This window comes from Streptomyces cynarae (assembly GCF_025642135.1).
Lineage (GTDB): Bacteria > Actinomycetota > Actinomycetes > Streptomycetales > Streptomycetaceae > Streptomyces > Streptomyces cynarae.
The window spans coordinates 754015-777845 of sequence record NZ_CP106793.1 but is presented as its reverse complement, the minus strand read 5'-3'; the positions used below and the strand labels follow the sequence as shown (position 1 = coordinate 777845).

Genomic DNA, 23831 nt, shown 5'->3' with positions numbered 1-23831 from the left:
GTCCCGAAGACCGGACCGCCCCGCCGCCCCCAGCCGGGAAGCCGCGGTGGGGAGACGTGCGCCCGAGAACGTAGGCATGTGCAGCGGATGCCGGGGTACACGAGGCCTCGTCAGCTTGTGCAGGCAGGGAGGCCTGCTCGGATCCGGGAGGGAATCACGTGACGGCAGCGACCACGGCGACGATGGACGCGCACATAGCCGGACTGCCGCAGCTCGCCGACCCGTCCGGGGTCGCACCCAAGGACGCCCGTGCGTTGTCGAAGCTGTTCTTTGACCAGTTGGCAGTGCTGGAGGAGGGTACGCCCGAGTACCAGTACGCGCGCAACACGCTGATCGAGATGAACATGTCCCTCGTCCGCTTCGCGGCGGCCCGGTTCCGCAGCCGGGGGCCGGAGGAGATGGAGGACATCGTCCAGGTCGGCATGATCGGGCTGATCAAGGCGATCGACCGGTTCGAACTCTCGCGGGAGGTGGAGTTCACCTCCTTCGCCATTCCCTACATCGTGGGTGAGATCAAGCGGTTCTTCCGTGACACCTCCTGGGCGGTGCACGTGCCGCGGCGCCTGCAGGAGGCCCGGGTCCAGCTCGCACGGGCCACCGAGGAGCTCCGCAGCCGCCTGGGCCGCGCTCCGACGGTCAAGGAGCTGTCGGAGCTGATGTGCCTGTCCGAGGAGGAGGTCATCGAGGCCCGTCTGGCGGCCAACGGCTACAACTCCTCCTCGCTGGACGCCGCCATCAACAACAGCGAGGACGGTGAGACCGCGCTCGCGGACTTCATCGGCGCCGACGACCAGGCGCTCGAACTGGTGGAGGACTTCCAGGCGTTGGCCCCCATGATCGCCGAACTCGGCGAGCGGGACCGGCAGATCATTCACCTGCGGTTCGTCGAGGAACTCACGCAGGCGCAGATCGGCGAACGCCTCGGCGTCTCCCAGATGCACGTCTCCCGCCTGCTGTCCCGCACGCTCGCCCGGCTGCGCGAAGGCATGCTCACCACCAGTTGAGACACGCGCACTGCGGAATCCCCGCTTGACGAACGGCCCCTGGAACACCGCAGGTCCGGTGCCAGGGGCCGCCTGGCACCGGACCTGCGCCCTCACACACATCGACGGCGGCGCGGACCCGGCCTGACCGGACGGTTCAGCGCGGGCATACCGGTCAGCGGGTGGCGAGGAGCTCGAGCGTGTCGATCACGCGGTTGGAGAAGCCCCACTCGTTGTCGTACCAGGCGACCACCTTGACATGGCGGCCGTCGACGCGAGTGAGAGCCGAGTCGAAGATCGACGAGGCCGGATTGCCCGTGATGTCGGAGGACACGAGCGGGTCCTCCGAGTACTCGAGGATCCCGGCGAGCGGCCCCTCGGCCGCGGTGCGGTACGCCGTCAGCACGTCGTCGCGCGTCACGTCGCGGGCCACGGTCGTGTTGAGTTCGACGATCGAGCCGACGGGGACCGGCACCCGGATCGAGTCGCCGGACAGCTTGCCGTCGAGGTTCGGCAGCACCAGGCCGATCGCCTTGGCGGCGCCCGTCGTGGTCGGCACGATGTTGACAGCCGCGGCGCGGGCGCGGCGGGCGTCGCGGTGCGGGCCGTCCTGGAGGTTCTGTTCCTGTGTATAGGCGTGCACCGTCGTCATGAAGCCGTGCTCGATGCCGGCGAGCTCGTCCAGCACCGCGGCGAGCGGTGCGAGCGCGTTGGTCGTGCAGGAGGCGTTCGAGACGATCGTGTGTACGGCCGGGTCGTAGGCGTCGGTGTTGACCCCGAACGCCAGGGTGACATCGGCGCCGTCCGACGGCGCACTGACAAGCACCTTCTTCGCGCCCGCATCCAAGTGCGCGCGGGCGGCCTTGGCCGAGGTGAAGCGACCGGTCGCCTCGAGCACGATGTCGACGCCCAGCTCCGCCCACGGCAGCTGCGCCGGTTCCCGCTCGGCCAGCACCGTGAGGCGACGGCCGTCGACGACGAGAGCGTCCCCGTCGACGGTCACCGGGCGACCGAGCCGGCCGGCCGTCGTGTCGTAGGCGAGCAGCCGCGCGAGCGTGGCGGGTTCCGTGAGGTCGTTGACGGCGACCACCTCTAGGTCGCTGTCGCGTTCGAGCAGGGCGCGCAGCACGTTGCGTCCGATGCGGCCGAATCCGTTGATGGCGATCCGAGTCATGAAAGTGTCCCTTCGGTCTGCCACCAGGTTCCGGTGTGGCAGCCCTCCGGGACAGCGGCCAGATCGCCATGGTCCGCAAGGATCGCGCCACCCACGGCGGGCTACTCGCCCCGGGCGAAGGTGCGCCGGTATTCGCTCGGCGTGGTGCCGAGGATGCGCCGGAAGTGCAGCCGCAGATTGGCACCGGTGCCGAGACCGACGTCGGCGGCGATCTGCTCGACGCTCCGCTCCGAACGCTCGAGCAGCTCGCGGGCCAGGTCGATGCGGGCGCGCATGACCCACTGCATCGGCGTGTACCCGGTGTCTTCGACGAAGCGCCGCGAGAACGTGCGCGGCGACACCGCCGCATGCCGGGCGAGCACGTGAAGGGTGAGGGGCTCGTCGAGCCGGTGCAGCGCCCACTCCCGGGTGGCGGCGAACCGCTCGCCGAGCGGCTCGGGCACGCTGCGCGGCACGTACTGCGCCTGACCGCCGCTGCGGTAGGGGGCGGCGACCAGGCGCCGGGCCGCGTGGTTGGAGGCGGCCACCCCGAGGTCGCCGCGCAGAATGTGCAGGCACAGGTCGATGCCCGAGGCGGCGCCGGCCGATGTCAGCACGCTGCCCTCGTCGACGAACAGGACGTTCTCGTCGACCTGGACGAGCGGATGCTTCGCCGCGAACGCACGCGTGTAGTGCCAGTGGGTCGTGGCACGCTTGCCGTCGAGCAGGCCCGTGGCGGCGAGCGCGAAGGCGCCCGTCGAGATGGCGGCGAGCCGCGTGCCCCGAGCGTGGGCGGCGATCAGCGCGTCGACGACGGCCTGCGGCGGGTCGTCGCGGTCCGGGAACCGGTAACCGGGGATGAAGACGATGTCGGCCCACGCCAGTGCGTCGAGGCCGTGCGCGACGTGGTACGACAGGCCGTCCCCGCCGGTCACGAGACCTGGTGCCGCGCCGCACACCCGCACCTCGTACGGCATGCTGGCCCGGGTCGTGAACACCTGTGCGGGGATGCCGACGTCGAGCGGCTTCGCGCCCTCGAGCACCAGGACGGCGACGCGCCGCAGACGGGAGGCTGACACGGGGAACAGGGTACGCAGGGGCGGAGCTGCGGCCGTGTCCTGCCGCCGAGCAGGCCGGACAGGTGACCGGGGACATGACAGGTTCACCCGCGGAGGCCGGCGACGGGCGGCTCCTCCTGAGCAGGCAGGGGAGCCGACCCGAAGCGATCGTTGCGGTGCTTGGCGACTGCGGTGCGCGGCAGGGGCGGTGGTCAGGGCAGGGCGATGCCGTCCAGCTTGCCCGCCTTGGCCTCGTCGATGAGCGAGGAGAATTGGTCGGCGCTCATCTGGACGCGTTGGCCGAAGTCGTCTGTCAGGACGATCCGGCGGTCGGCCGAGGCGTTCGGGTCGACGAACAGTTGGGGACAGCCGCAGTTGCAGTTCCCGCAGAACGTCGCCACGGGTTCCAGGCCGTTGATCTCGGACATGCTGTTCCACCTTCTGTGGGTGTGGGGTTGCGGCGCCTCGGCATCCGGGTGCCCGGGACCGGCCGTCGCGGGGGGATTGTCCAGGGGATACCCGGCACGGACGGCGGGGACGCACGCCCCAGGTACGTGCGGGAGCGCGGAGACCGCAGGTGTGCTCTTGTGCTCCGGCTGGTGCCTCGATTCCGTCGAGCGGGCCAGGAACCGAACGGTGTCCGCGTCCGACTCGTAAGCCAGTTCCCGGCCCCGCACTGTGTCCTGGATCACGCGCTTCTGCTTGAGTGGGGAGCCGGGGCGGTTTCCGTACCCACGCCTGACGAACCATGTCCGGATGCGAGGATGAGGCGCCATGACGGTCGGGTGGTGTGCTCGCGCGACACGGGCCGCGGTGTTCGCGGCCGTCTGCGTGCTGCTCGCCGCCCTTGGGCACGTCACGATGTCCGGCAGCCACGTGCCCGCGTGGGCGCTGGCCGCGGGTGCTGTCGTGCTCGGCGCCGTCGGCTGGTGCCTGGCGGGCCGCGAGCGCGGGCTGCCCCTGATCGTGGCCGTCGTGGTCGCCGCCCAGGCCATGCTGCACTCCGCGTTCTCGCTCGCCCAGTCGGCGGGTGCGGGACCGGCGTTCGGAAGTACGGCGCCTGCGGACATGGGTTCCCGGGCTTCCATGGGGGACCACATGGGGTCCATGGACATGGGCTCGATGCCCATGGACTCCATGGACATGCGGGCCATGGGGATGAGCCCCATGGCTCACCTGGGCCACTCCTTGGGCGGCACCTCGTCCCTGGGCATGCTGGCCGCCCACCTGCTCGCCGCGCTGCTGTGCGGATTCTGGCTGGCGTGTGGGGAGAAGGCCGCGTTCCGCATCCTGCGGGCCGTCGCCGGACGGCTGGCCGCGCCGCTGCGGCTGCTGCTCGCCCTGCCCCTCACCCCGGATCGCCCGCGCACCCGGGTGCGTCGCCGTCGCTCGCACCGGGCGCCGCGCCTCCTCCTTCTCGTCCATGCGATCACCCATCGAGGTCCCCCTGTGGGGACGGCTGTCGCCTGAGGACAGTTGGTTTCCCGAGGCCGCCGTACGCGCCTCGGGTCACGGCCGTACGCCCGCGCAGGCGCCCAAGCGCTGTGGCGCCAAAACGCCGTAGCGCCAATGCGCCGTAGCGCCGTAGCGCCCAAGCGTCAAAACGCCAAGGCGCCGTAGGGCCGTCTCCCCACTCGCCGGAATCGCCGGAACTCGCCGGGCCGCCGCACTCTCGCGTGTCCGCGGTCCGGACCCCGGATGACCCGAGAAGGACTCCAGGTGATTACTCCTGCCCTGCCCACTTCGCCGGACGAAGGTGACTCATCGGTATCGGACGACGCGTCGACGACCGCGTGGGCCCTGGCCGCCAGGGGCGGCGACACGGCCGCCGTAGAGCGCTTCGTGCGCGCCCTGCACCGCGACGTCCTGCGCTACGTCGCCCACCTGTGCGGCGATCCGCAGGCGGTCGAGGACCTGGCACAGGACACGTTCCTGCGGGCCCTCGGCAGTCTGCACCGCTTCGAAGGGCGGTCGTCGGCCCGTGCGTGGCTGCTCTCCATCGCCCGCCGCGCGGTGATCGACAGTCATCGGTACGCCGCCGCCCGGCCTCGCCTGTCCGATACGGCGGACTGGCGGCTGGCCGTCGAACTGGCCCAGCCGCAGGGGCTGCCCGGCTTCGACGACGGGATCGTCCTGCTGGACCTGCTCTCTTCGCTGCCGGACGAGCGCCGGGAGGCGTTCATCCTCACCCAGCTGCTCGGTCTACCGTACGCGGAGGCCGCCGAGGTGAGCCACTGCCCGGTGGGCACGGTTCGCTCACGGGTGGCGCGGGCCCGGGCCACGCTCATGGACCGGCTGTCCGACACGGACGAGCCCGCCGCTGTAGCGGCCTGAACCGGCGGAGGGGGTGCGGTGCCCGCCGGACGGGTCTGGCAGGCACCGCGGCCGCGGGAACCCGTTCTCCGTGCAGTGGTCGTACCAGGCGGACAACGCCGAGGACAACCCGGCGTCACCGCCTGTGCGACACCCCCGACTCGATGAGGTAACGCTTGGTCACCCGGCCGCCGAACCGCCCGTCGATCAGGCCCGCGATGCACTCCAGCAGCCCGTTCCTGGCGGCTTCCGGAAGAGCCCGGTGGCCGGAGTAGGTTCGCAGCAGGTCCAGATAGTCCGACGTGGTGTACGTGAGATCCCGTTCGTAGCGGCGGAAGACCGTGGGGCCGAACCGACCGCTTCGCGCAACCTCCTCCGCGTGGTCCGAGCCGTCGATGTCGGCGGCCGCGGGAGGCCGCAGCCCGGGCGGCGTGTCCGGGTCGAAGCGCTCGTAGCAGCGCTGGACCTCGATGAAGAACTCCTCGGTGCCGCCCCTCACATGCTGGCTGCGCACCACGGCGAGCGCCCCGCCGGGACGCAGGGCGTCGGCGGCCTGGGCCGTCCGCACCGCCGGGTCGATCCAGTGGAACGCCGTCGCCGAGACGACCGCGTCGAACGGCTCCTCGGGCAGCGGCCAGCTCTCGAAGTCCGCCGTCACCACCTCCACCGCCGGGGTCCCGGCCAGGTTGCGGCGGGCGACCGCGGCCATGTGCGGTCCCGCCTCGACGGCCGTGATCCGGCAGCCCCGTTCGGCCAGAGGCACCGTCGCCTGGCCGGTGCCGCAGCCCACCTCCAGGACGCGGCTGCCGGGTCGGGCACCCGCGAGGTCCGCGAGGTCGTCGTACAGCTCCGGCGGATATCCGGGCCTGGCCCGGTCGTACAACTCCGCGTCCTCGTCGAAGGTCCGGCTCAGGCGCACCCGCCGGGAGTCCTCGGGCCTGTCGTCACGTTGCGCTTGCGTGGTGTTGTCGGGCATGCGGAGCAGGCTAGTGCTGTGGCCGAAGCGGCCGGTCGGGGTCGAGGGCCGTGGCTCCGACCACGAGCCGAGTGAGTCGACATGGCAGCGAGAGCGGAGGCTTCCCTTATCGGGTGGCACGTGGCCTGTTGTACTGCGACTATCTGCGGATGCTGACTCTCACCGATGATCTCGGTCACCTGTCCTACGTCGTCGACGGCGACGGACCTCCCGTCGTACTCGTGCACGCAGGCGTCGCAGACCACCGTATGTGGGACGCCGTCGCGCCCGACCTGGCAGAACGGCACACCGTCATCCGGTACGACCTGCGTGGCTTCGGTGAGTCCGCACCCCCGACCGGCCCGTTCAGCGAGACCGACGATCTGCGCCGTCTCCTGGACCACCTCGGCCACGAGCGTGTCCGGCTCGTCGGCGCCTCTTGGGGCGGCCGCGTTGCCCTGGACTTCGCGCTCACCCACCCCGGCCGAGTGCACTCCCTGGCAGTGCTCGCCCCGCCATGGCGGGGATACCACTGGTCTTCGGAAATGATCACGTACGACGAGGCGGAAACGGCGGCGCTGGCTTCGGGCGACCTGGACGCCGCCGTCCGTATCAACTTGGACATGTGGCTGCGCGGGCCGGCTCGGCAGTGGGAGGACGTCGCTGTGGGACTCGCCGACCGACTCCGGGGCCCGATGCGAACGTCGCTGGTGAACCAAGAGGTCGTGGGAGAGCACTCCCAGGGCGGCGCGACCGGCGACATCGCCGGCATCTCGGTCCCCACACTGGTCGGGATCGGCAAGCTCGATGTCGCCGACTTCCAGGACATCGCCCGCCGGTACGCCGCTGAGATACCCGATGCCACCCTGGTCGAGTTCCCCACCGCCGCCCACCTCATCGCGCTGGACGCGCCGGCCGAACTCGTCTCGGTACTGGGCACGTTCCTCGAGCGTTAGCACCGGAACGGGATGTGCGGCTGACGGGGTGTCATGCCGCTTCGGCGCCGGGTCGGCCCCGAACTCGTCGCAGGCAAACCCGGTTCGACCTCTGTGGCGACGACGCCCGAGGCCGGCCCGGGTGACCGAACCGGCCCTGGACGCGCTGTCGGCTCAGTTCGCCGAGCCGGTCGTCAGGCGGGGAGCGCCTGGTCGCGGGTTTCGGGGGCGAGCCGGACGAGGAGCGTGCCGACGGCGAAGACGACGGCGGTGAGGCTGAGCGGGACGGAGAGGGAGCCGGTGGCGTGGATGCCGTAGCCGATGAGGAAGGTGCAGGCCGCGGCCACCCAGCGCGAGAAGGTGGTGGTGAGGGCGAAGGCGGTGGCGCGCATCCGAGTGGGGTACTGCTCGGGCAGCCAGATGGTGAACACCGCGAAGCTCGCTCCGCCGAGGCCGAGGACCGGCAGGAAGACGAAGGTCAGCCCGATGGAGTGCAGCGGGTAGGCGACGGCGTAGGCGCCGACCGTTCCGACGAGCATGAGCGCGAACAGGACGGCCAGCGCGCCGCGCCAGCCGAGCCGTCCCGCCAGGCGGGGCACGGCGAAGCAGCCGAGGATCGTGAAGGCGGCGACCGTCATGGAGGAGATGCCGGCCAGGCGGACGGCGGTGGTGTGGCCGTAACCGGCGTAGGCGGACAGGTTGTTCATGGCGGTGGGGACATACGTCGAACCGGCCCACAGGCCGATCACGCACACCACGAGGAGCAGCAGGTTGCCGATGGTGCGGGCGCGGTACGGGGGTGTGAGCACCTCGACGACCGGCTGCCAGAAGGAGCGTCGACGCCGGTCGTCGGCGTTCTCCTGCCAGCGTCCCGGTTCGGGGGTGGTGCGACGGATGAGGAACACGGCGAGAGCCGGGATGCCGCCGAGGAGGAACATGCCGCGCCAGCCGAGTTCCGCTCCGGCCAGGAGGTAGACGGCGGAGACGGCGAGCACGCCGAAGTAGGCGGCGGAGTGCATCAGCCCGCCGAAGCGTTCCCGTACGCGTTCCGGCATCACCTCGGCGAGCAGGGTGCCGGCCATCGCCCACTCGCCGCCGACGCCGACGGCGGCGAGGAAACGGTAGGCGTTCCATTCCCAGAGGTTGGAGGCGATGCCGGCCAGTGCGGTGAAGACCGCGTACATCAGGATGGAGGCCATCATCGCGGGCTTGCGGCCGAAGCGGTCGGCGATCGGGCCCCAGATCGCCGAGCAGCCCCAGCCGAGAAGGAAGAGCGCGGCGCTGATCTGGCCGTACCAGCCGATGTTCTCGGGGGTGGGGTCGATGCCCGCACGGGGCAGCAGGGTGTCCATGGTGGGGGCGAGGACCAGTCCGAAGATGGTCCAGTTGAACCCGTCCATGGCCCAGCCGCCGAACGAGCCCCAGAAGGCGTGGCGTTGGGCTTTGGAGAGGCGTTCACGCCGCTGGGGGGCGGTGGTCGACGCGCTGGTGCGTTCATGGATCGTCACGGGGACCTCGATTCGGCTCTGGGGAGGGTGACGATGGGGTGTGACGGCGGGGACGGTGGTGCGGGAGTGTGCTGTTCGGGACGGATCAGCCAGTGCTGGTGACGCCGGTGAGGAAGGAGCCGAGGCTGAGCCGCATGCTGTCGTAGTCGGCGGCCGGACCGGCGGGGAGCCCGTGCAGGTGGTCGCGGGTGGGGGCGATGACGGTGTCCACGGCGCGCTTGGCGGCTCGGACGGCGGCCGGCGGGTGCGTGGTGATCGAGGCGACCAGGTCCGCGGTGGCGGTGTCGAGTTCGGCGGCCGGGACGCTCACGGTGGCGAGGCCGAGCCGGACAGCCTCCGCGCCGTCCACCAGCCGTCCGGTCAGCAGCAGGTCGCCGGCGGTTGCGGGGCCCGTGAGCAGCGCGATGCGGGCGGCGAAGGCGGGGGGCACGAGGATGCCCCAGCGGGCGATGGGCATCCCGGTCCGGGAGTCGTCGGCGACGATCCGCAGATCGCAGGCACAGGCCAGCTGGCAGCCGGCACCGACGGCCGAGCCGCGGACCTGGGCGACGACGGGGACGGGGAGGCGTTCGACGGCGCGCAGCGCGCTCTACATGGCCGCGAAGCTCGCGTCGATCTCGGCAGGCCTGGCCGAGAGCCATTCGCGCATGTCGGACCCGGCGCTGAAGGTGGCCGAGCCGCGCCCGGAGACGACGACGGCGCCGAGCGACGGGTCTTGACCAAGGGCTTCGAAGACGGCGGCCAGAGCGCGCCAGTCGCGGATGGCGAGGGCGTTGGCCCGGCGTCCGGTGCCCACGCGCACGGTGGCGACCGCGCCGTCGCGCCGGACACTGATCGCGCCGTCGGCCCGAGCGCCGGCTGCGCCGTGACGGCGGACGTCGTTGCACTCCTCGTGACGCACACCCACCGCCCCGGTGCCGGTCATCGGACGGCTCCCGCCGCGTGCAGGTCGGCTATCTCCTGGGAAGCAGCCCCCGACGCCACCGCCCTGGTCGGCGTCGAGCCCGTCGTCGACCGCGACCGGCTCCACCGGGCCCCTGCGGCGCATGACTTCGACGCGGTCCTGCGCCGCCTGCCGGTGCGCGCCGGGCAGACCCTCTACGTCCCCGGCGGGACCCTGCACAGCTTCGGCCCCGGCACCCTCGTCCACGAGATCGAGCAGACCTCCGGCATCCAGCAGCACGCCATGCGCCACCGGATCGAGGACGGCTCGCCGATCACGGACCAGGAGCGGCACACCAACCTGGAGCGGCTCCTGGACGAGTGGCGGCCCGAGCCGCGCCCGACTTCCAGTCCGGTCTGAGCGTGCCGGTCGACGACGGCGTGGAGCGCACCGTGCTCTGCGCCGGCCCCTATGCCCTGGAGCGATGGCGGATCGGCATCGTCGCGGCCCCTGGTGCACGCGTTCGCCACCGGGCTGGTCCTCGGCAATGCGGGGCCGCCCGTCACCGTGGCCACCCGGGCGGACGCGAGCGACTGGCCCGGGCCGAGAGCCTGTTGCTGCCGGCCGGGCTCGGCCGACTGCGGATCGAGGGACCGGCCGACGTACTGCTCGGCCACCTCCCCGACCTCGACCTCGACGTCCGCACCCCACTGCTCGCCGCCGGCCACGGACCCGCCGCGATCGCCGCACTCGGCGAAGGCCTGACACCCGAGGGGCCCTCGAAGCCCACCCGCCCTGCCTCCGGCGTCTGATCCGACAGCCGAGGGCCACTGCGGCATCGATGTCCGGCGGGCGTTGAACGGCAGCCGCCCCGCATGTGCCTGATCGGATCCCGGCATAGGCTGACGGAGGTCACGACCTCCCGTCGCATCGGGCGAGGATGAGGAGGCGCTTCCGTAATGGCGAAACTACTGTTCGTGATGACCGGATCCACGTACTGGACGCTCAAGGACGGCACCAGACATGCCACCGGTTACTGGCCCGAGGAGTTCGCGGCCCCTTACAAGGCGCTCACGGAAGCCGGCCACCAGGTCGTGGGGGCCACTCCCCACGGCGTCGTCCCGAACGTGGACATGATGAGCCTGCGACCCGAGACGGCAGGCAGTCCGGAGACCGCCCTCGAACTGGAGGGCATCATCCGCTCCGCGGAGGAGATGCGGCGGCCGATCCAGCTGTCGGACGCCCGCCTTGAGGACTACGACGCCGTCTACTTCCCCGGCGGCCACGGTCCCATGGAGGATCTGTGGGCCGACGCCGACGCGGGCCGACTGCTGACCGCCGCGCTCGCCTCCGGCAAACCGCTCGCCGTCGTCTGCCATGCGCCGGCCGCGATGCTGGCCACCAGGGTGCACGGCGCTTCGCCCTTCGCCGGCTACCGGTTCACGGCCTTCACCAACGACGAGTAGAACGCCGTCGGGCTGGGCCCCAGGGCTCGGTGGCTGCTGGAGGACGAGCTCAAAGAGTTGGGCGTCGATTTCACCCGCGGCGAGATCTGGAAGCCGTACACGGTGGTGGACCGCAACCTGTACACCGGGCAGAACCCCGCATCGGCCGCGGTCCTGGCGGAACGGCTGCTGAAGGCCCCGGCATAGGCGTCACACGCCCCGCAAGGCCTCGCGCTGCCCACGTGCCCGGGGCCGGCCAGGAGCCGACACCGGCAAGCCGGGCGACGATCGACCGGCCCGGCCGAGACCAGGGCGGTCGAGTGGAGCACGGGACTTCAGCGAGGCAGGCTGTAGCCATGCGGTCGCTGTTCGGCTCATCTGATTTGTCAGGAGCGGGCGAGCACAGCGGGGTCCTGCTCAGACTCGCGCAGTGTGTGCCGTTCATGATCATCGTGCTCGCGCTGGGCATCGAGCTCTCGCCCGCGCATGCCGTGACCACCGGTCCCATCCTCGCAGCGATGCCGGCCCTGGCGTCGCTCACGATGGGGCCGAAAGGCACCCTCTCGGCAGCGGCCGGAGCTCTTGCCGTCACCGTGATCACGGCGACCCTCCACGACAGCTGGGCCGGCCAGGCCTATAGCAACCTCCTGTCGCTCTTCGTGGTGTCAGTGGCCAGCATCGTCATGAGCAACACCATGCGCATGCGCAGGCAGAGCGAGCTGGACCAGGTACGCCGCGTCGCCATGGCAGCGCAACGGGTGGTCCTGCCACCCGTGCCCGCCAGGCTGGGTCCCGTCCAGATGGCCAGCATGTACCGCGCGGCCGAGACGGGGGCCCAGATCGGGGGAGATCTGTACGAGGCTGTGCACACCCGGTACGGGGTCCGGATGATCGTGGGGGACGTCCGTGGCAAGGGACTGCCCGCCGTGCGGTTGGCCGCTGCGGTGCTGGGTGCCTTCCGGGAGGCCGCGCACTATGACGCCGAACTGGTCGAAGTGATGAACCACTGCGCGGCCGCACTGGAACGGCAGAGCACCGGGAGAAACGCGATCGATCAAGGCTGTGAGGAAGAACGGGCCGAGGACTTCGTCACCGCCGTCGTTGCTCAGGTGTGCGACAACTGCACGGTCCAGGTGGTCAATCGTGGACATCCCCCGCCGCTCGTGCTGCGCCAGGGCAAGGTCGAGGCCCTGATGCCCACCTCGCCACTGCCGCCCCTGGGCCTGGAGGACTTCCTCACCATCACGCCGACAAGGGCGGAGCACTATCCGTTCGAGCCCGGTGACCGTCTCCTGCTGCACACCGACGGCGTGATCGAGGCACGCAGCCCTGACGGGGTTTTCTTTCCCCTGCACGAGGCCATGGAGGCGGTGCACCCGTGCACTCCCTCGGAGTTCCTTGAACAGCTGCACGAGGGGTTGATCCGCCACACCGGGGGCCGCCTGGCGGACGACGCGGCGATGCTCCTCGTCGAACGGCTCGCGCACGGAGGTGAACACGGAGGGGAAGCCATCGCCTCCTCCACGGACGGGCGCAACTGACCAAAGAGTGCGCATCATACGTGGCCGTCTGCGATCGACGGGGCGGGGACGGGCGCTGCCCCTTGCCGCCGCCCGGCCGTTGCCGCGTCCCGCACGGACTGCGCCCCACCCCGACCCGAATTCATGCCATGGTGCCCGTATGACCGGCGAGGTGAGGTTCGAGCCCGGCTTGTACCGGGGCACAGCGGCGTACTACGACCGGTTCCGGCTGCCCTACCCGGACGCGATGATCAGCGACCTCCTCCGCCGGACAGCCCCGTCGGGGAGCGGACGCCTGCTCGACCTCGCATCCGGCACGGGCCAGCTCGCGTTCCCGTTGCGCGGCTGGTTCGAGGAAGTCTGGGCCGTGGACGCCGAACCCGGCATGACCGAGGTGGTCCGCGCCAAAGCGATCGCCGCCGGGGCGCCCCATGTCCATGCCGTCACCACAAGCGCCGAGGATCTGCATGCGGAGCCGGGCGGCTTCGAGCTGATCGTCATCGGCAACGCCTTCCACCGGCTGCACCGGGCCCTGGTCGCGGAGCGCTCCTACGGCTGGCTCGAGCCGGGCGGCTGTGTCGCCCTGTGCTGGTCGACATCCCCGTGGGCAGGCCCGGCAGACTGGCAGCGTGCGCTCGACGACTTGCTGCTCGGATGGCGTGATGCGCTCGGTGCGGCCGACCGCGTCCCGCCCGGCTGGGACAGTGCACGGCGGCAGGACCCTGACCGCGACGTACTGTCCGGTGCCGGGTTCGAGCCCGCCGGGCGACACGAGTTCTCCGCCGAGCACCACTGGACGACGGATGAGCTCGCCGGTCACATCCGGTCGACGTCGTTCCTGCCGCCTGCTGTACTCGCGGACCACGCCGCTGAGTTCGACGCCGACCTCACCGCCGAACTCAGCCGCTACACGACGGGCGTCGGCCTCACCGAAAGGGTCGGCTTCGCCTACGAACTGGCGCACAAGCCGGTTCCCGCCAGGACGCACCCCTGAAGGGCCGGAGTCCGGCGGACGCCCGGCCCCGGACGTCCGGGCGAGCGGAAGGATCACCGTGGTGGGGGAGCGCGGCGCACGACGCGCGGACTGCCGCCGGTCGCCGGCACCACGGCACACGGCGACGGCCTCCGAGAGGTCATTTTCAGTGGTGCGTGCGCGAAATGTGCGCTGATCGTACGCGATCCGTACGTTTACCTGAGCTAGGGTAGGGGGCCGGAGGTCTTCCATGTCGGAGTTGTTCGAGGCGGTCGAGGCGTTGATCGCGTCCGCGTCGCCGCTGCCGCCGCCGGCGGAACGCAAGCGGCTGCGCCAGGCGCACGGGCTGACGCTGGACCAGATCGCCGGCGCGTTGAAGGTACGGCGCGCTACGGTGAGCGGCTGGGAGAACGGGAAGACCGAACCGAGGCCGCCTGAGCGCGAGGCCTACGCGCACCTGCTGAAGAAGCTCGCGGGGCTCTACCCCGCCAACTCCGGCGACCCCGCCACCGCAGCCGCCACGCCGGCCGGTGAAACGTCCGCGACCGTGCCTGCGCCCTCGGGGGCCGCACCGACAGAGGAACGGACTTGGTCCACCAGGCCGGCGCCGGACGCTGCGGCCATGACGGCCCCCGAGAACCCCGCGCCGCCCCCCACCCCCGTAGCGGAGTCCCGTCCGGCGGCCACCACAAGGCCGTCGATGACGCGGCCGGTTGGGAAGAAGGCCGCCCCGCAGAAGGCCGCCCCGCGGAAGACCGCTGCGACCGGGCCCACATCGACCGAGGCCGATCCGCGATTCGAGAACGGGCCGCTCGCCGTCGTCGACGCCGACCGGGACGGCCAGGTCCTCGCATACTGCGTCGGCGGCCTTGTCCTCGACGTGCCCGCCAAGTCCTTCCCCTCCCTGGTCGAGTGGACCCTGACCGAAGCCAGGCTCGGCGCCCCGCGCCTCAACGGCTCGGGCAAGGACGCGGACCCGCTGCTCGTGCTCACCGAGTCCGCCTGCGAGCGCTACGGGCTGCCGGGCCGGCTCGCCCAGGACGAGCGCCTCGCGGGCCGGATCCCCGACTCCCACAAGGTCGTCAAGCAACTGCAGCGGGCCGACTGGCAGTTGACCAAGCGCGGGTTCGGGCCGTGGGCGCGGATCTACCGCCCGGCCGAGGGTGGCAGGCGCCAGTGCGTGCAGCTGTGCATCCCGTCCTGGGACGCCCTCGACACACGCCACTGGGACGGCGCGGCGCAGCTACCGCCGGCGGAGCTCGCCCGGCTCCTGGGCGCCTATGCGCAGCGGGTGATGACCCCGCGCGGCTCCACCGCGGTGACGGGCCTTGAGCTGATGACGGCTCTGCACCCGCCCACGAGGGCGAGCGAGCCGGACGCCGACGGTCGCCGTCACAGCGAGCACAACCCCGGCTCACTGGGCAGCCATGCGGTGGACTGCGCGCCGTGCGAGGCGCCGGACGGGCACCCCCTCCTCGCCGACCTGCCACGGTTCCACCAGCGGGGCCCGGCCGAGATGCTGCTGGAGGAGGCGTACGACTGGGCCCGGCCGCTCACGGATGACGAGTGCCTGAAGCGCTACGTGGTCGGCATCGACGTCAACCTCGCCTTCGGCGCGGCCGCCAACGGAGCGCTCGTCGGCCTCGCCTGCGAACCGGTCCACGTCGAGCACCCGACGTTCGACCCGAAGCTGCCCGGCTCCTGGCTGGTCGACCTCTCCCACGTCGACCTGTCCCACGTGCTGGTCGCCAAGGAGTGGAAGCACCTCGACGGGGACCTGCTGCCCAGCCCGTTCACCCCCAGGGGAGACCGGCCCGAGGGACCGGCCTGGTACGCGACGCCGACCGTGGCCTATGCGGTCGAACTGGGCTACGACGTCGCACCCCTCGAGGCATACGTCCGGCCCACGAGCGGCCGCTACCTGGACAGTTGGTACAAGCGGCTCCGCGACGCGTACGTGGCCACCATGGCCGACCTCGGCGTGCCGGAGGGGCTGACGCCGGAGGAGTTCCTGACGGCGATGGAGGGCTACAAGCAGCGCGACGCGGAGATGACAGTCGTCCTGTCCGCGATCAAGGCGACCGTCAAGGGCGGCATCGGCAAACTGAGGGAGCGACCGCGCGGCGGCGGATGGCGCCCCGGCCGGCCGTGGCCGGCACTGTCCCGGCCGACCTGGCGCCCAGACATCCGCGCCGCCGTCATCTCCCGGGCCCGTGTCAACATGCACCGAAAGATGCTCGCCCTCGCCGCGGCCACCGGACGGTACCCTGTGGCGATCCTGTCGGACTGCGCCGTCTACGCCGCCGACGGACCGAGCCCGCTGGACGTGCTGCCCCACCAGGGTGGCAGGACCGTGCCCGGCAGTTTCCGGCTCGGCGTCCTGCCGGGGATGGTCAAGCACGAGGGCACCCAGACCACCCTGTGGGCCGAAGAGGTGCGCGAGAGGCACGGCCAGGACCTCAACCTCGCCCGGTACATCAAGGACGGCCACATCACCGCCACCGACGGCGGAGAGTGAGAAAGGGGCTGACCGATGGACACGGTCGGGGACGGCCTCGAAGAGGTCCTGCAGAAGGCGTTCACCCGCCCGATCCCCCAGGGCGCCGGCGCCCGGATGCGGTACCTCGTCAAGCAGCTCAAGGGCACCAGGCCGGTGGCCGAGCTGCTCGGCATCACCCAGCGCACCGTCGAACGCTACGTCAAGGACCAGCTCAGGAAGCCGAGACCGGATCTCGCCGAGCGGCTCGAGCGCGAAGTCCGCAGACGCTGGCAGCCGCAGGTCCGCGCCCGGGCCAAGAAGCAGGCGGCCAGCACGACCGGCATCGTCATCGACACCCGCGCCCGCTTCGGCTACACCGCCGCCCCGGGCACGACCGACGATCCGCGGCAGCGTCACCTGACGGTGGCACTGCCCCCCGAGTTCGCGGCCCGTCTCTTCGATGCCCAGGAACAGGGGGCCACCGAACAGCAGTTGCGCGACATCGCAGCCGAGGGCTTGGGCGAGATCTACTTCCGTGACCGCGGCCGCCGCGCCCAGGGCCTGGAGGTGCAGTTCACCGACGTGGAGCACGTGGAGTTCGACCTGTAGGCGCACTCCGACGACGGAGCCCTGCTGGTGCCTGAGCCCCGCACCACACCCGGAGTCAGTCTGACTGCCTACGGGCCTGCTTCACCTCCCGGTCGATGGCCCAGGCATCGGCGACCGGCCCGAGGTGGCCGAGCTTGTCGGGATTGATCACCACGCGGATGGCCTGAATCTGCCCGCCGAGCACCTCGAGGACCAAGGTGTGCAGGATCCTGCCGTCGCGGTCGCGGAAGATCGCGCCGGGCTGGCCGTTGATCTCGTGCGGCTCGAACGTCACGGCGATCCGGGTCAGCCAGGGGAAGACGCTGCCCAGCACCCGGGCCACGTTGTCCGCGCCGATGACGGCCTTGGCCAGTTGCGGGGCCTTGCCGCCGCCGTCCCCCTCCAACTGCACGTCGGCGGCCAGCAGATTCCGCAGCCCGCCCACATCGCCGTGCTTCAGGGCGTCGAAGAACCGCGTCGCCAGCTCCTGCCGCTCCTGACGGTCCGCTGCGAACCGCGGCCGCCCGGCCTCCATGTGCCGCCGCGCCCGCACCAGGAGCTGCCGGCAGGCCGCCTCCGAACGTCCCACCGCCGCGGCGATGTCGTCGAACCCGAAGGCGAACACCTGACGCAGCAAGAAGACGGCCCGCTCCAACGGACTGAGCCGCTCCAGCAACAGCAGCGCCGCCATGGATACCGAGTCGGCCAGTTCGACCGACCGCGCCGGGTCCTGATAAGGATCGCTCAACAACGGCTCCGGAAACCACGGTCCGACGTACTCCTCGCGTCGCACCCGCGCAGAACGCAGCACATCGATCGAGATCCGTGTCACCGCGGCAGAGAGAAAAGCCTTGGTCGACGTGGGCCGGGTCACCGAGGCGTCGAAGCGCAGCCACGTCTCCTGCACCGCATCCTCGGCCTCACTCACGCTGCCCAGAATCCGGTAGGCGATCGAGAACAGCAGCGGGCGCAGCTCCTCGAAGTCCCCGACCTTGCCCACGCCGACTCCTTCCCTCTCATCCCCGCCCACCTGGCCGAACTGGCCGGCACAGGGGGCTTCTTCCGTACCCTCGTCCGTACCCGTGACGTTCAGTGGAACTGTCCGGGTTCGTAGTTGCCGGCCGGCTGCCGGGTGATGACGTTCAGCCGGTTCACCATGTTCATGAAGGAGACCAGGACCACCAGGGCGGTCAGCTGCTCCTCGTCGTAGTGCTCGGCGGCACACGCCCACACCTCGTCGGTGACCCCGACGGCCGCATCCGCGATCCGGGTAGCCTGCTCCGCCAGCTCCAGCGCGGCACGCTCGGCCTCGCTGAAGACCGTGGCCTCCCGCCAGGCCGCCACCAGGTTCAGCCGCACCGAGGCCTGGCCGGCAGCGGCTGCCTCCTTGGTGTGCATGTCGATGCAGACGGCGCAGCCGTTGATCTGGCTCACGCGCAGTGCGACGAGTTCCTGCGTCGCGGCGGGCAGCCGCGAGTCCTTGATCGTCTTGCCTGCCGTCATGAGGTGCTTGAGGGCCTTGCCGGCGGTCGGGTCGGCGAAGTAGTTCAGTCGCGCGTCCATGCTGTGCTCCTCCGTGGTCGTCGGTGGCTACACCCCCGAGACGGGGTGGCCGGACTCCCTGTGACATGGACGGATGTGACGTGCGTCTCCCCGTCGCCTCCAGGGCGCGGCGCACTGACCCGGCACCGGCTTGACGTCTTCACGTCGAGGTGGGTGCGCTCGGGTCGCGGCTCTGGTCGATGAGGGCGGCGAAGGCGTCGAGGGTGCGTCGCAGTCCGAAGGCGTAGGCGTGGTCGGGGTCGTAGGCGGTGCCGTGTGCCGCGCCTGCCGCCGTGCCGACGCGGACGGCGGTCGGGTAGGTGTCCGGGTCGAGGACCCGGGCCAGGAGTGGGGCGTTGACCTGCCACCACTGTTCGTCGTTCATCGCACTGTCGTGCTGGGCGGCCCGGGCGTCGGCGGCGGCGCGGGCGGATGCCTGAACGAAGGTGAGCAGGTAGGTGAGGCAGTCGTCCATGTCGATGTCGCTCAGGCCGAGGCCTTCGAATGCGGTCAGCTCGTGCTCGTACTTCTGCATCAGTCCCGGTCCCAGCGGAGGCCTGGAGGTGGAGACGGCCGCGGCCCAGGGGTGGCGTTCGAACAGTGCCTTGTTCTCGTCGGCGATGGCGGTGACGCGTCGGCGCCAGGGCTGTCCGGCTGTGTCCGTGCGGGGCATGCGGGCGTAGGCGGCGTCGAGCATGAGGTCGAGCAGCTCGGCTTTGCCGGGGACGTAGGTGTAGAGCGTCATCGGCACCACGCCGAGTTCCTGGGCGACGCGGCGCATGGTCACCGCGTCGAGGCCGTCGGCGTCGGCGATGGCGGTGGCCGCCTCGACCACCGCGTCGATGCTCAGCCCGCGCCGTGGCCCGCGGCCGCGGTCGGGGGCGGCCTCACGCCACAGCAGTTGCAGGGTACGGGCCGGGTCGCCGGCGCTGGTTCGGTCGGTAGGCACGAGTCCAATCTTCTCGCACCGGATCTCTGTACTCTGTACATTGTACCTCGTACAGAGAAAGAGAATGAACCGACATCAGAGGAGCCCCTGTGAAGGTCACTTCCAGTGCCGTGTCGCTCAACGTCGACGATGTCCAGGCCTCCAGTGCCTTCCTCCGCACGCACTTCGGGTTCCGCGAGGAGATGGCCGCCGACGGGTTCGCGTCCCTGACGCGCGACGACGTCGGCGTGAACGTCGTCTTCCTGCGGCGGGGGCTTCAGACGCTCCCGGCGGACCAGCGCGACGAGCACGCCGCCGGACTCATCCTCGCCTTCGTCGTCGACGACCTCGAGGGCGAGCTGGCGCGCCTGCACGCCGAAGGTGTCACGATCACCATGCCGCTGACCGAGGAAGAGTGGGGCGAGCGCGCTTTCCAGGTACGGGACCCCAACGGCGTGATCGTCCAGTTGGTCGACTGGAACGCAACCACCGGCCACTGAGACGGCGGGTGACCGACCGTCACAGGGTCGGTCGCACCTCGTGGAGACGGCTTGTTCAGGCGCCTCCACGAGGTCCGCGGTCAGCGGAGTCATAGCGAAGCAGCGACCTTGAAAGGTGGGCGGGCGATATCCGGGTGTCGGTGGATTTCGGCGGCGCCGGGATGTTCCTGGTGGGAGCATAGGAACGTGTTGGGCCCGCGACCGGAGAGGGACGGATGCCAACTGGACTCATCGCGCTGGCGGTCGGCGGGTTCGGAATCGGTCTGACCGAGTTTCTGATCGCAGGGCTGCTGCCTCAAGTGGCGTCGAGTTTCGCGGTGTCCGAGGCGGCGGCGGGATGGCTGATCTCCGGGTACGCGTTGAGCGTCGCCGTCGGCGCGATCGCGCTGACGGCGGCGACGGCACGCCTGCCCCGGAAGCAGGTCCTGGTCGGCCTGGTGGTCTTGTTCGTCATCGGCAATCTGCTGTCCGCGATCGCGCCGAGCTATCCCGTGATGTTGCTCGGGCGGATCGTCGCGGCGTTGTGCCACGGTTCGTTCTTCGGTATCGGCTCGCTGGTCGCCCGCAGTCTGGTGGCGCCGGAGAGGAAGTCCCGTGCGGTGGCCGTCATGTTCTCCGGGCTGACGGTCGCGAACGTGCTGGGCGTACCGTTCGGCGCACTCGTCGGTGAGCGCTGGGGCTGGCGGGCGGCCTTCTGGGCGGTCACCGCAATCGGCCTGCTGGCGCTGGCGGGAATCGTCGCCCTCGTCCCCGGTTGGGCGGGCCAGGCGCCGCCGCCGTCGGTGACGTGCCATGAAGAACCTCTCAGCGGCCTGCGGGCCCAGGTCGGCGCGTTCCGATCCGGGCAGGTCTGGCTGACTCTGGCGGCCACCGCGCTCAGCTACGGCGGGATGTTCGGCGCCTTCAGTTACATCGCCTACACGTTCACCGAGGTCAGCGGCTTCGCTCCCGCGGGCGTCGCCTGGTTGCTCATGGTGTACGGCGTCGGCCTGGTCGTCGGGAACCTGATCGGCGGGCGCGCTGCCGACCATGACCGTGACCGCGCGCTGATCTTCGCGTTGGTCGGCCTCACCGTCACCCTGGCCGCGTTCGGTCTACTGGCCGACAGCGCCACGGCGTCAGTGATTCTGGTCTTCCTCATGGGAGTGTTCGGGTTCGCCGGCGTGCCCGGCATGATCACTCGGGTTACCGACTTCGCGCAGGGCGCGGCACTCGCCGCCAGCGCCAACGTGTCCGCGTCCAATATCGGCAACGCCCTCGGCGCCTGGGCCGGAGGCCTGGCGATCACAGCGGGCCTCGGCTACACCGCACCGCTCTACGTCGGCGCCGCCATCGTCCTGACCTCCGTCATCGTCATGGTCGTCGCCGCGAGCCGAGCCAGGTCGATTCCAGGCACGAGACCGGCGGCACTGCGCCGAGAAGATGACCGCAGCCGAACGCCCGGCTCGTGACCACGGCGCGTTGTGGCCGACCTGCGTAGCCGCCGGGCCTTGTGGCCCTCGCGGCCAAGGGTCGCGAGCGGAGTGCCGGGCGCCCGTGCGGCGTCGGCCTCCCGCCGGCCCTCCCGCGTCGCCGGGCGACACGGTCTTCTTCTGATCGAACGCATAAGCGAGCGCCCGAGAGGGCTTCCGTTTCGGCGAGCGGAGGCGTATGTTCCGGTTACCCCGCGACGGCGCCTTTCGAAGCGCCGGCCCGCCGGTCCCGGGACGGCGGGCCACGCGGGGGCCAAGTACCTGGTGTCTTCACCGGGCGCCGCTCAGGCGCTCACCACCAGCAGCCGCCGCATATGCGGGCGTCTGCCGGCGTCAACGGTCCAGGAGGCAGTGCATCATTCGGAAGCGGGCTTGGCTGACTCTGATCCGAGGGCCTTGCCGGCCTCTTTGACGACAATACGTCGGGTCTCCGCCGCGCAGGTGGCCTTCCGGCCGGCCATGGCGGCGAGGCGGCCTTCGCCGACGCCCCCACGCGCTTCTGCGGGTGCTGGTCGCGTTCGAAGGGCGACTCCAGCCCCCACACCCCTCGCCGCCGAAATCGACCGTGACCGCAAGCCGGCCATCGCCGGTCTCACCCGTGGGCCGTCGGGGGCAAAGAAGTCCGCGCCCGCGCGTGCCTGCCGCCACGCCACCCCCACCACGCTGAACAATCGGCCTGGTCTGCAGGCAGGCACGGGTTCCAGCGGCACAGAGGGGAACGACCGATGGGCACAGCAGGGCGTCCGAACCGTAGAGCTCTGCTCACCGGCTCACTCGTGGGCGCCACGGTCGCGCTTGCGGGGTGTTCGTCGACGAGCGCCGGCACGGCGGGGAGCAGTGCTTCGCCCGGAGCGCGGCCGACCACGCCCGCCACCGCGTTCGCGAGGCTGATGGACGGCAACGGACGCTGGGTGAGTGGAAAGCTTCAGCATCCCGACCGGGATCCGGACCGGCGTCAGTTCGTGGCTCAGGAACAGGCGCCCTTCGGGGCGGTTCTGTCGTGCATCGACTCCCGAGTGCCGCCTGAACTTCTCTTCGACACCGGTCTGGGTGATCTCTACGTGATGCGCACGGGCGGGCAGGCGGCCGACCCGGTGGTCACCGGTTCTGTCGAGTACGGACCCATGACGGGTGGCACGCCGCTCATCGTCGTCCTCGGTCATCAACGCTGCGGTGCCGTCAAAGCGGCGTACCAGTCCATGCGTGACGGAAAACCTCTGCCCGGCAACCTCCAGGCGATCGTCAAAGCCCTGCGGCCGGCGTACGAGCAGGCGGTGAGGGAGGGCGGTGCCGACCCGGTCGAGACGATGGCACGAGCCCAGGTCAGGTTGACCGCTACCGCCCTTCGCTCCAACCAGGACCTCGCCCCGCTGGTGCGCAAGGGCTCCCTGGCGGTCGTCGGTGCCTACTACTCACTGGACACCGGCAAGGTACAAGTCCTGACCGGCGCGCCCTCCTGAACCGGCGCGAGGAGAACCGTGATCTCGAAGCCTGAGACAGGGCGGTCGGCGGGGGGAAACCGGCCAACCAGGCCGAGAGCCTCTCGGGCGTCGCCACAGGTGCCCGCCGGAAGGGACCGGACCGGCACCCGTGACAACCGCCGCGCCGCCCTAGACGGCGCCGTCCGGCTCGGCGCTGGTCCCGAGGACGAAGTCGCGGACCGCGCCGGCGAACAGTTCGGGCTCCTCGATGTGCCCCATGTGGCCGCTGTTCTCCAGCACCAGCAGTCGTGAGTCGGGAATCAGCTCGTCCAGTTCCAGCCCCCACCGCATTCCGCAGATCACGTCGTGCCGGCCGACGACGACCAGAGCCGGTACCGTCAGTCCCTTGAGCGCGGCGCGATCGTCGATGAGGTCGGGCCTGCCGTCCTCGTCCAGCCCCGAGATGTACGTGGCTCGTACCGCGTCCCGGAACGGGGCCAGCCGTTCCTCGTTGCCCCAGTAGTCGGCGAAGTAAGAGGGCAGCACGCCCCGGGCGACCGCCGTGGTCTGTTCGTCGGTGGACATCCCGGACATCGCACCGAAAGCGGCCAGTACGTCGGGAAGCCCCGGATGGCCGGCGTGCCGCGCGGCGAACGCCTCCACCAGGCGCGCAGCCTCCGCGCCGTGCTCGGCCCCGGTGACGGGCGCGCCCTCGTACAGCACGACGCCCGCGAGGCGTTCGGGGCGCCGCAGGGCGTGGTGGGCGGCCACGAACGCACCGTGCGAATGGCCCAGCAGGTGCACCTTCGGCACACCGAGCCGGTTGATCAGGATCTCCAGGAACCTGCTGTACCGCTCCCGGGTGTACCCATGCGGGTGCGAGGGCAGACGGCTGTCCTCGGTGGTGCCGATGGGCTCGACGTACACCATCGTCAGGCGCTCCTCGAGGACGGGCATGCGCATGTACTCCCAGTCGATGCCCGGTCCGCCGGGGTGGGCGACGCACACCGGGCCGCTGCCGTGGACCTGGTAGCGCTGGACCAGTCCCGCCAGCCGGAAGGAGTGGGTGCCGGGGGAGAGGGGGTGGGTGCCGGACGCCGAGCCGCCGACGCATGAGATGTGACTGCCGTTCATCGCAACCTCCGTGGTGTGCAGGTGTCTGTGACACCGACACG

General features: G+C 70.9%; 24 protein-coding genes and 1 pseudogene. 14 read left to right on the top strand and 11 right to left on the bottom strand.

Annotation, left to right across the window (positions count from 1 at the left end; all coding sequences use genetic code 11):
• Positions 1 to 182 precede the first annotated feature (182 nt).
• The gene (locus tag N8I84_RS03775; protein ID WP_263234649.1) at positions 183 to 1004 is read left to right on the top strand and encodes an RNA polymerase sigma factor SigF; all 822 of its coding nucleotides are present in this window, start codon (positions 183 to 185) and stop codon (positions 1002 to 1004) included.
• Between the two features lie 154 nt (positions 1005 to 1158).
• Here N8I84_RS03775 and gap read toward each other — a convergent pair whose 3' ends face one another.
• The 3 genes from gap to N8I84_RS03760 form a co-directional block, all read right to left on the bottom strand.
• Positions 1159 to 2157, bottom strand: a complete 999-nt coding sequence (gap, locus tag N8I84_RS03770) for a type I glyceraldehyde-3-phosphate dehydrogenase (protein ID WP_263228130.1) — start codon at positions 2155 to 2157, stop codon at positions 1159 to 1161.
• A gap of 101 nt (positions 2158 to 2258) precedes the next feature.
• Positions 2259 to 3215 carry a GlxA family transcriptional regulator gene (locus tag N8I84_RS03765; RefSeq protein WP_263228129.1) on the bottom strand — a complete coding sequence of 319 codons (957 nt, stop codon included), beginning with the start codon at positions 3213 to 3215 and terminating at the stop codon, positions 2259 to 2261.
• A 191-nt stretch (positions 3216 to 3406) separates the two neighbouring features.
• Positions 3407 to 3622: a hypothetical protein gene (locus N8I84_RS03760; protein ID WP_263228128.1), complete on the bottom strand. Its 216-nt coding sequence runs from the start codon at positions 3620 to 3622 to the stop codon at positions 3407 to 3409.
• A 346-nt stretch (positions 3623 to 3968) separates the two neighbouring features.
• Between N8I84_RS03760 and N8I84_RS03755 the strand changes: the two genes are divergently transcribed.
• Together N8I84_RS03755 and N8I84_RS03750 are read left to right on the top strand one after the other, a co-directional pair.
• The gene (locus N8I84_RS03755) at positions 3969 to 4664 is read left to right on the top strand and encodes a hypothetical protein (protein WP_263228127.1); all 696 of its coding nucleotides are present in this window, start codon (positions 3969 to 3971) and stop codon (positions 4662 to 4664) included.
• A 249-nt stretch (positions 4665 to 4913) separates the two neighbouring features.
• Positions 4914 to 5528, top strand: coding sequence for a sigma-70 family RNA polymerase sigma factor (locus N8I84_RS03750; protein WP_263228126.1), 615 nt, complete (start codon positions 4914 to 4916; stop codon positions 5526 to 5528).
• 115 nt (positions 5529 to 5643) lie between these two features.
• On the opposite strand, the gene N8I84_RS03745 is transcribed toward N8I84_RS03750, so the two are convergent.
• Positions 5644 to 6483, bottom strand: a complete 840-nt coding sequence (locus N8I84_RS03745) for a class I SAM-dependent methyltransferase (RefSeq protein ID WP_263228124.1) — start codon at positions 6481 to 6483, stop codon at positions 5644 to 5646.
• A 113-nt stretch (positions 6484 to 6596) separates the two neighbouring features.
• Between N8I84_RS03745 and N8I84_RS03740 the strand changes: the two genes are divergently transcribed.
• Positions 6597 to 7418, top strand: a complete 822-nt coding sequence (locus N8I84_RS03740; protein WP_263228123.1) for an alpha/beta fold hydrolase — start codon at positions 6597 to 6599, stop codon at positions 7416 to 7418.
• Positions 7419 to 7591: 173 nt separating this feature from the next.
• On the opposite strand, the gene N8I84_RS03735 is transcribed toward N8I84_RS03740, so the two are convergent.
• The 3 genes from N8I84_RS03735 to N8I84_RS03725 all read right to left on the bottom strand — a co-directional run bounded on the left by N8I84_RS03735 (position 7592) and on the right by N8I84_RS03725 (position 9830).
• On the bottom strand, positions 7592 to 8905 hold the full coding sequence (locus tag N8I84_RS03735; RefSeq protein ID WP_263228121.1) for an MFS transporter: 1314 nt from the start codon (positions 8903 to 8905) through the stop codon (positions 7592 to 7594).
• A gap of 85 nt (positions 8906 to 8990) precedes the next feature.
• Positions 8991 to 9488 (bottom strand): enoyl-CoA hydratase/isomerase family protein, encoded by a 498-nt coding sequence (locus N8I84_RS03730; protein WP_263234648.1) that lies wholly within the window; start codon positions 9486 to 9488, stop codon positions 8991 to 8993.
• A 6-nt stretch (positions 9489 to 9494) separates the two neighbouring features.
• Positions 9495 to 9830 (bottom strand): enoyl-CoA hydratase-related protein, encoded by a 336-nt coding sequence (locus N8I84_RS03725; RefSeq protein WP_263228120.1) that lies wholly within the window; start codon positions 9828 to 9830, stop codon positions 9495 to 9497.
• Between N8I84_RS03725 and N8I84_RS03720 the strand changes: the two genes are divergently transcribed.
• From N8I84_RS03720 to tpg, 7 genes and pseudogenes are all read left to right on the top strand, one after another.
• Positions 9798 to 10208, top strand: a complete 411-nt coding sequence (locus tag N8I84_RS03720) for a cupin domain-containing protein (protein WP_263228118.1) — start codon at positions 9798 to 9800, stop codon at positions 10206 to 10208. The two genes, N8I84_RS03725 and N8I84_RS03720, sit on opposite strands and share 33 nt — an antisense overlap.
• 2 nt (positions 10209 to 10210) lie before the next feature.
• A complete protein-coding gene (locus N8I84_RS03715; RefSeq protein ID WP_263228116.1) occupies positions 10211 to 10600 on the top strand; it encodes a hypothetical protein in 390 nt (129 codons plus the stop codon).
• A 147-nt stretch (positions 10601 to 10747) separates the two neighbouring features.
• Positions 10748 to 11440: pseudogene (locus tag N8I84_RS03710) on the top strand (type 1 glutamine amidotransferase domain-containing protein).
• A gap of 149 nt (positions 11441 to 11589) precedes the next feature.
• Positions 11590 to 12774, top strand: a complete 1185-nt coding sequence (locus N8I84_RS03705) for a PP2C family protein-serine/threonine phosphatase (protein WP_263228115.1) — start codon at positions 11590 to 11592, stop codon at positions 12772 to 12774.
• A 139-nt stretch (positions 12775 to 12913) separates the two neighbouring features.
• Positions 12914 to 13747 carry a class I SAM-dependent methyltransferase gene (locus N8I84_RS03700; protein ID WP_263228113.1) on the top strand — a complete coding sequence of 278 codons (834 nt, stop codon included), beginning with the start codon at positions 12914 to 12916 and terminating at the stop codon, positions 13745 to 13747.
• Positions 13748 to 13976: 229 nt separating this feature from the next.
• Positions 13977 to 16244, top strand: coding sequence for a telomere-associated protein Tap (gene tap, locus N8I84_RS03695; protein WP_263228111.1), 2268 nt, complete (start codon positions 13977 to 13979; stop codon positions 16242 to 16244).
• A 15-nt stretch (positions 16245 to 16259) separates the two neighbouring features.
• On the top strand, positions 16260 to 16814 hold the full coding sequence (tpg, locus tag N8I84_RS03690; protein ID WP_263228110.1) for a telomere-protecting terminal protein Tpg: 555 nt from the start codon (positions 16260 to 16262) through the stop codon (positions 16812 to 16814).
• Between the two features lie 55 nt (positions 16815 to 16869).
• On the opposite strand, the gene N8I84_RS03685 is transcribed toward tpg, so the two are convergent.
• The 3 genes from N8I84_RS03685 to N8I84_RS03675 form a co-directional block, all read right to left on the bottom strand.
• Positions 16870 to 17793 carry an RNA polymerase sigma-70 factor gene (locus N8I84_RS03685; RefSeq protein WP_263228108.1) on the bottom strand — a complete coding sequence of 308 codons (924 nt, stop codon included), beginning with the start codon at positions 17791 to 17793 and terminating at the stop codon, positions 16870 to 16872.
• A gap of 89 nt (positions 17794 to 17882) precedes the next feature.
• Complete coding sequence (locus N8I84_RS03680; protein WP_263228107.1) at positions 17883 to 18356, bottom strand: carboxymuconolactone decarboxylase family protein; 474 nt, start codon at positions 18354 to 18356, stop codon at positions 17883 to 17885.
• A gap of 139 nt (positions 18357 to 18495) precedes the next feature.
• A complete protein-coding gene (locus N8I84_RS03675) occupies positions 18496 to 19284 on the bottom strand; it encodes a TetR/AcrR family transcriptional regulator (protein ID WP_263228105.1) in 789 nt (262 codons plus the stop codon).
• A gap of 89 nt (positions 19285 to 19373) precedes the next feature.
• On the opposite strand from N8I84_RS03675, the gene N8I84_RS03670 reads away from it, so the two are divergent.
• From N8I84_RS03670 to N8I84_RS03660, 3 genes are all read left to right on the top strand, one after another.
• Positions 19374 to 19763, top strand: coding sequence for a VOC family protein (locus N8I84_RS03670; RefSeq protein WP_263228104.1), 390 nt, complete (start codon positions 19374 to 19376; stop codon positions 19761 to 19763).
• A 215-nt stretch (positions 19764 to 19978) separates the two neighbouring features.
• Complete coding sequence (locus N8I84_RS03665) at positions 19979 to 21214, top strand: MFS transporter (protein ID WP_263228103.1); 1236 nt, start codon at positions 19979 to 19981, stop codon at positions 21212 to 21214.
• A gap of 932 nt (positions 21215 to 22146) precedes the next feature.
• Positions 22147 to 22695: a carbonic anhydrase gene (locus tag N8I84_RS03660; RefSeq protein ID WP_263228101.1), complete on the top strand. Its 549-nt coding sequence runs from the start codon at positions 22147 to 22149 to the stop codon at positions 22693 to 22695.
• Between the two features lie 150 nt (positions 22696 to 22845).
• Here N8I84_RS03660 and N8I84_RS03655 read toward each other — a convergent pair whose 3' ends face one another.
• Positions 22846 to 23790: an alpha/beta fold hydrolase gene (locus N8I84_RS03655; RefSeq protein ID WP_263228100.1), complete on the bottom strand. Its 945-nt coding sequence runs from the start codon at positions 23788 to 23790 to the stop codon at positions 22846 to 22848.
• Between the last annotated feature and the right edge of the window lie 41 nt (positions 23791 to 23831).

What these genes read in the sequence shown, in the direction of transcription:
- N8I84_RS03775 (WP_263234649.1), top strand. Translation starts at nt 183, where the DNA reads ATGGACGCGCACATAGCCGGACTGCCGCAGCTCGCCGACCCGTCCGGG.
- gap (WP_263228130.1), bottom strand. Translation starts at nt 2,157, where the DNA reads ATGACTCGGATCGCCATCAACGGATTCGGCCGCATCGGACGCAACGTG.
- N8I84_RS03760 (WP_263228128.1), bottom strand. Translation starts at nt 3,622, where the DNA reads ATGTCCGAGATCAACGGCCTGGAACCCGTGGCGACGTTCTGCGGGAAC.
- N8I84_RS03755 (WP_263228127.1), top strand. Translation starts at nt 3,969, where the DNA reads ATGACGGTCGGGTGGTGTGCTCGCGCGACACGGGCCGCGGTGTTCGCG.
- N8I84_RS03745 (WP_263228124.1), bottom strand. Translation starts at nt 6,483, where the DNA reads ATGCCCGACAACACCACGCAAGCGCAACGTGACGACAGGCCCGAGGAC.
- N8I84_RS03725 (WP_263228120.1), bottom strand. Translation starts at nt 9,830, where the DNA reads ATGACCGGCACCGGGGCGGTGGGTGTGCGTCACGAGGAGTGCAACGAC.
- N8I84_RS03705 (WP_263228115.1), top strand. Translation starts at nt 11,590, where the DNA reads ATGCGGTCGCTGTTCGGCTCATCTGATTTGTCAGGAGCGGGCGAGCAC.
- N8I84_RS03700 (WP_263228113.1), top strand. Translation starts at nt 12,914, where the DNA reads ATGACCGGCGAGGTGAGGTTCGAGCCCGGCTTGTACCGGGGCACAGCG.
- tap (WP_263228111.1), top strand. Translation starts at nt 13,977, where the DNA reads ATGTCGGAGTTGTTCGAGGCGGTCGAGGCGTTGATCGCGTCCGCGTCG.
- tpg (WP_263228110.1), top strand. Translation starts at nt 16,260, where the DNA reads ATGGACACGGTCGGGGACGGCCTCGAAGAGGTCCTGCAGAAGGCGTTC.
- N8I84_RS03680 (WP_263228107.1), bottom strand. Translation starts at nt 18,356, where the DNA reads ATGGACGCGCGACTGAACTACTTCGCCGACCCGACCGCCGGCAAGGCC.
- N8I84_RS03665 (WP_263228103.1), top strand. Translation starts at nt 19,979, where the DNA reads ATGCCAACTGGACTCATCGCGCTGGCGGTCGGCGGGTTCGGAATCGGT.
- N8I84_RS03655 (WP_263228100.1), bottom strand. Translation starts at nt 23,790, where the DNA reads ATGAACGGCAGTCACATCTCATGCGTCGGCGGCTCGGCGTCCGGCACC.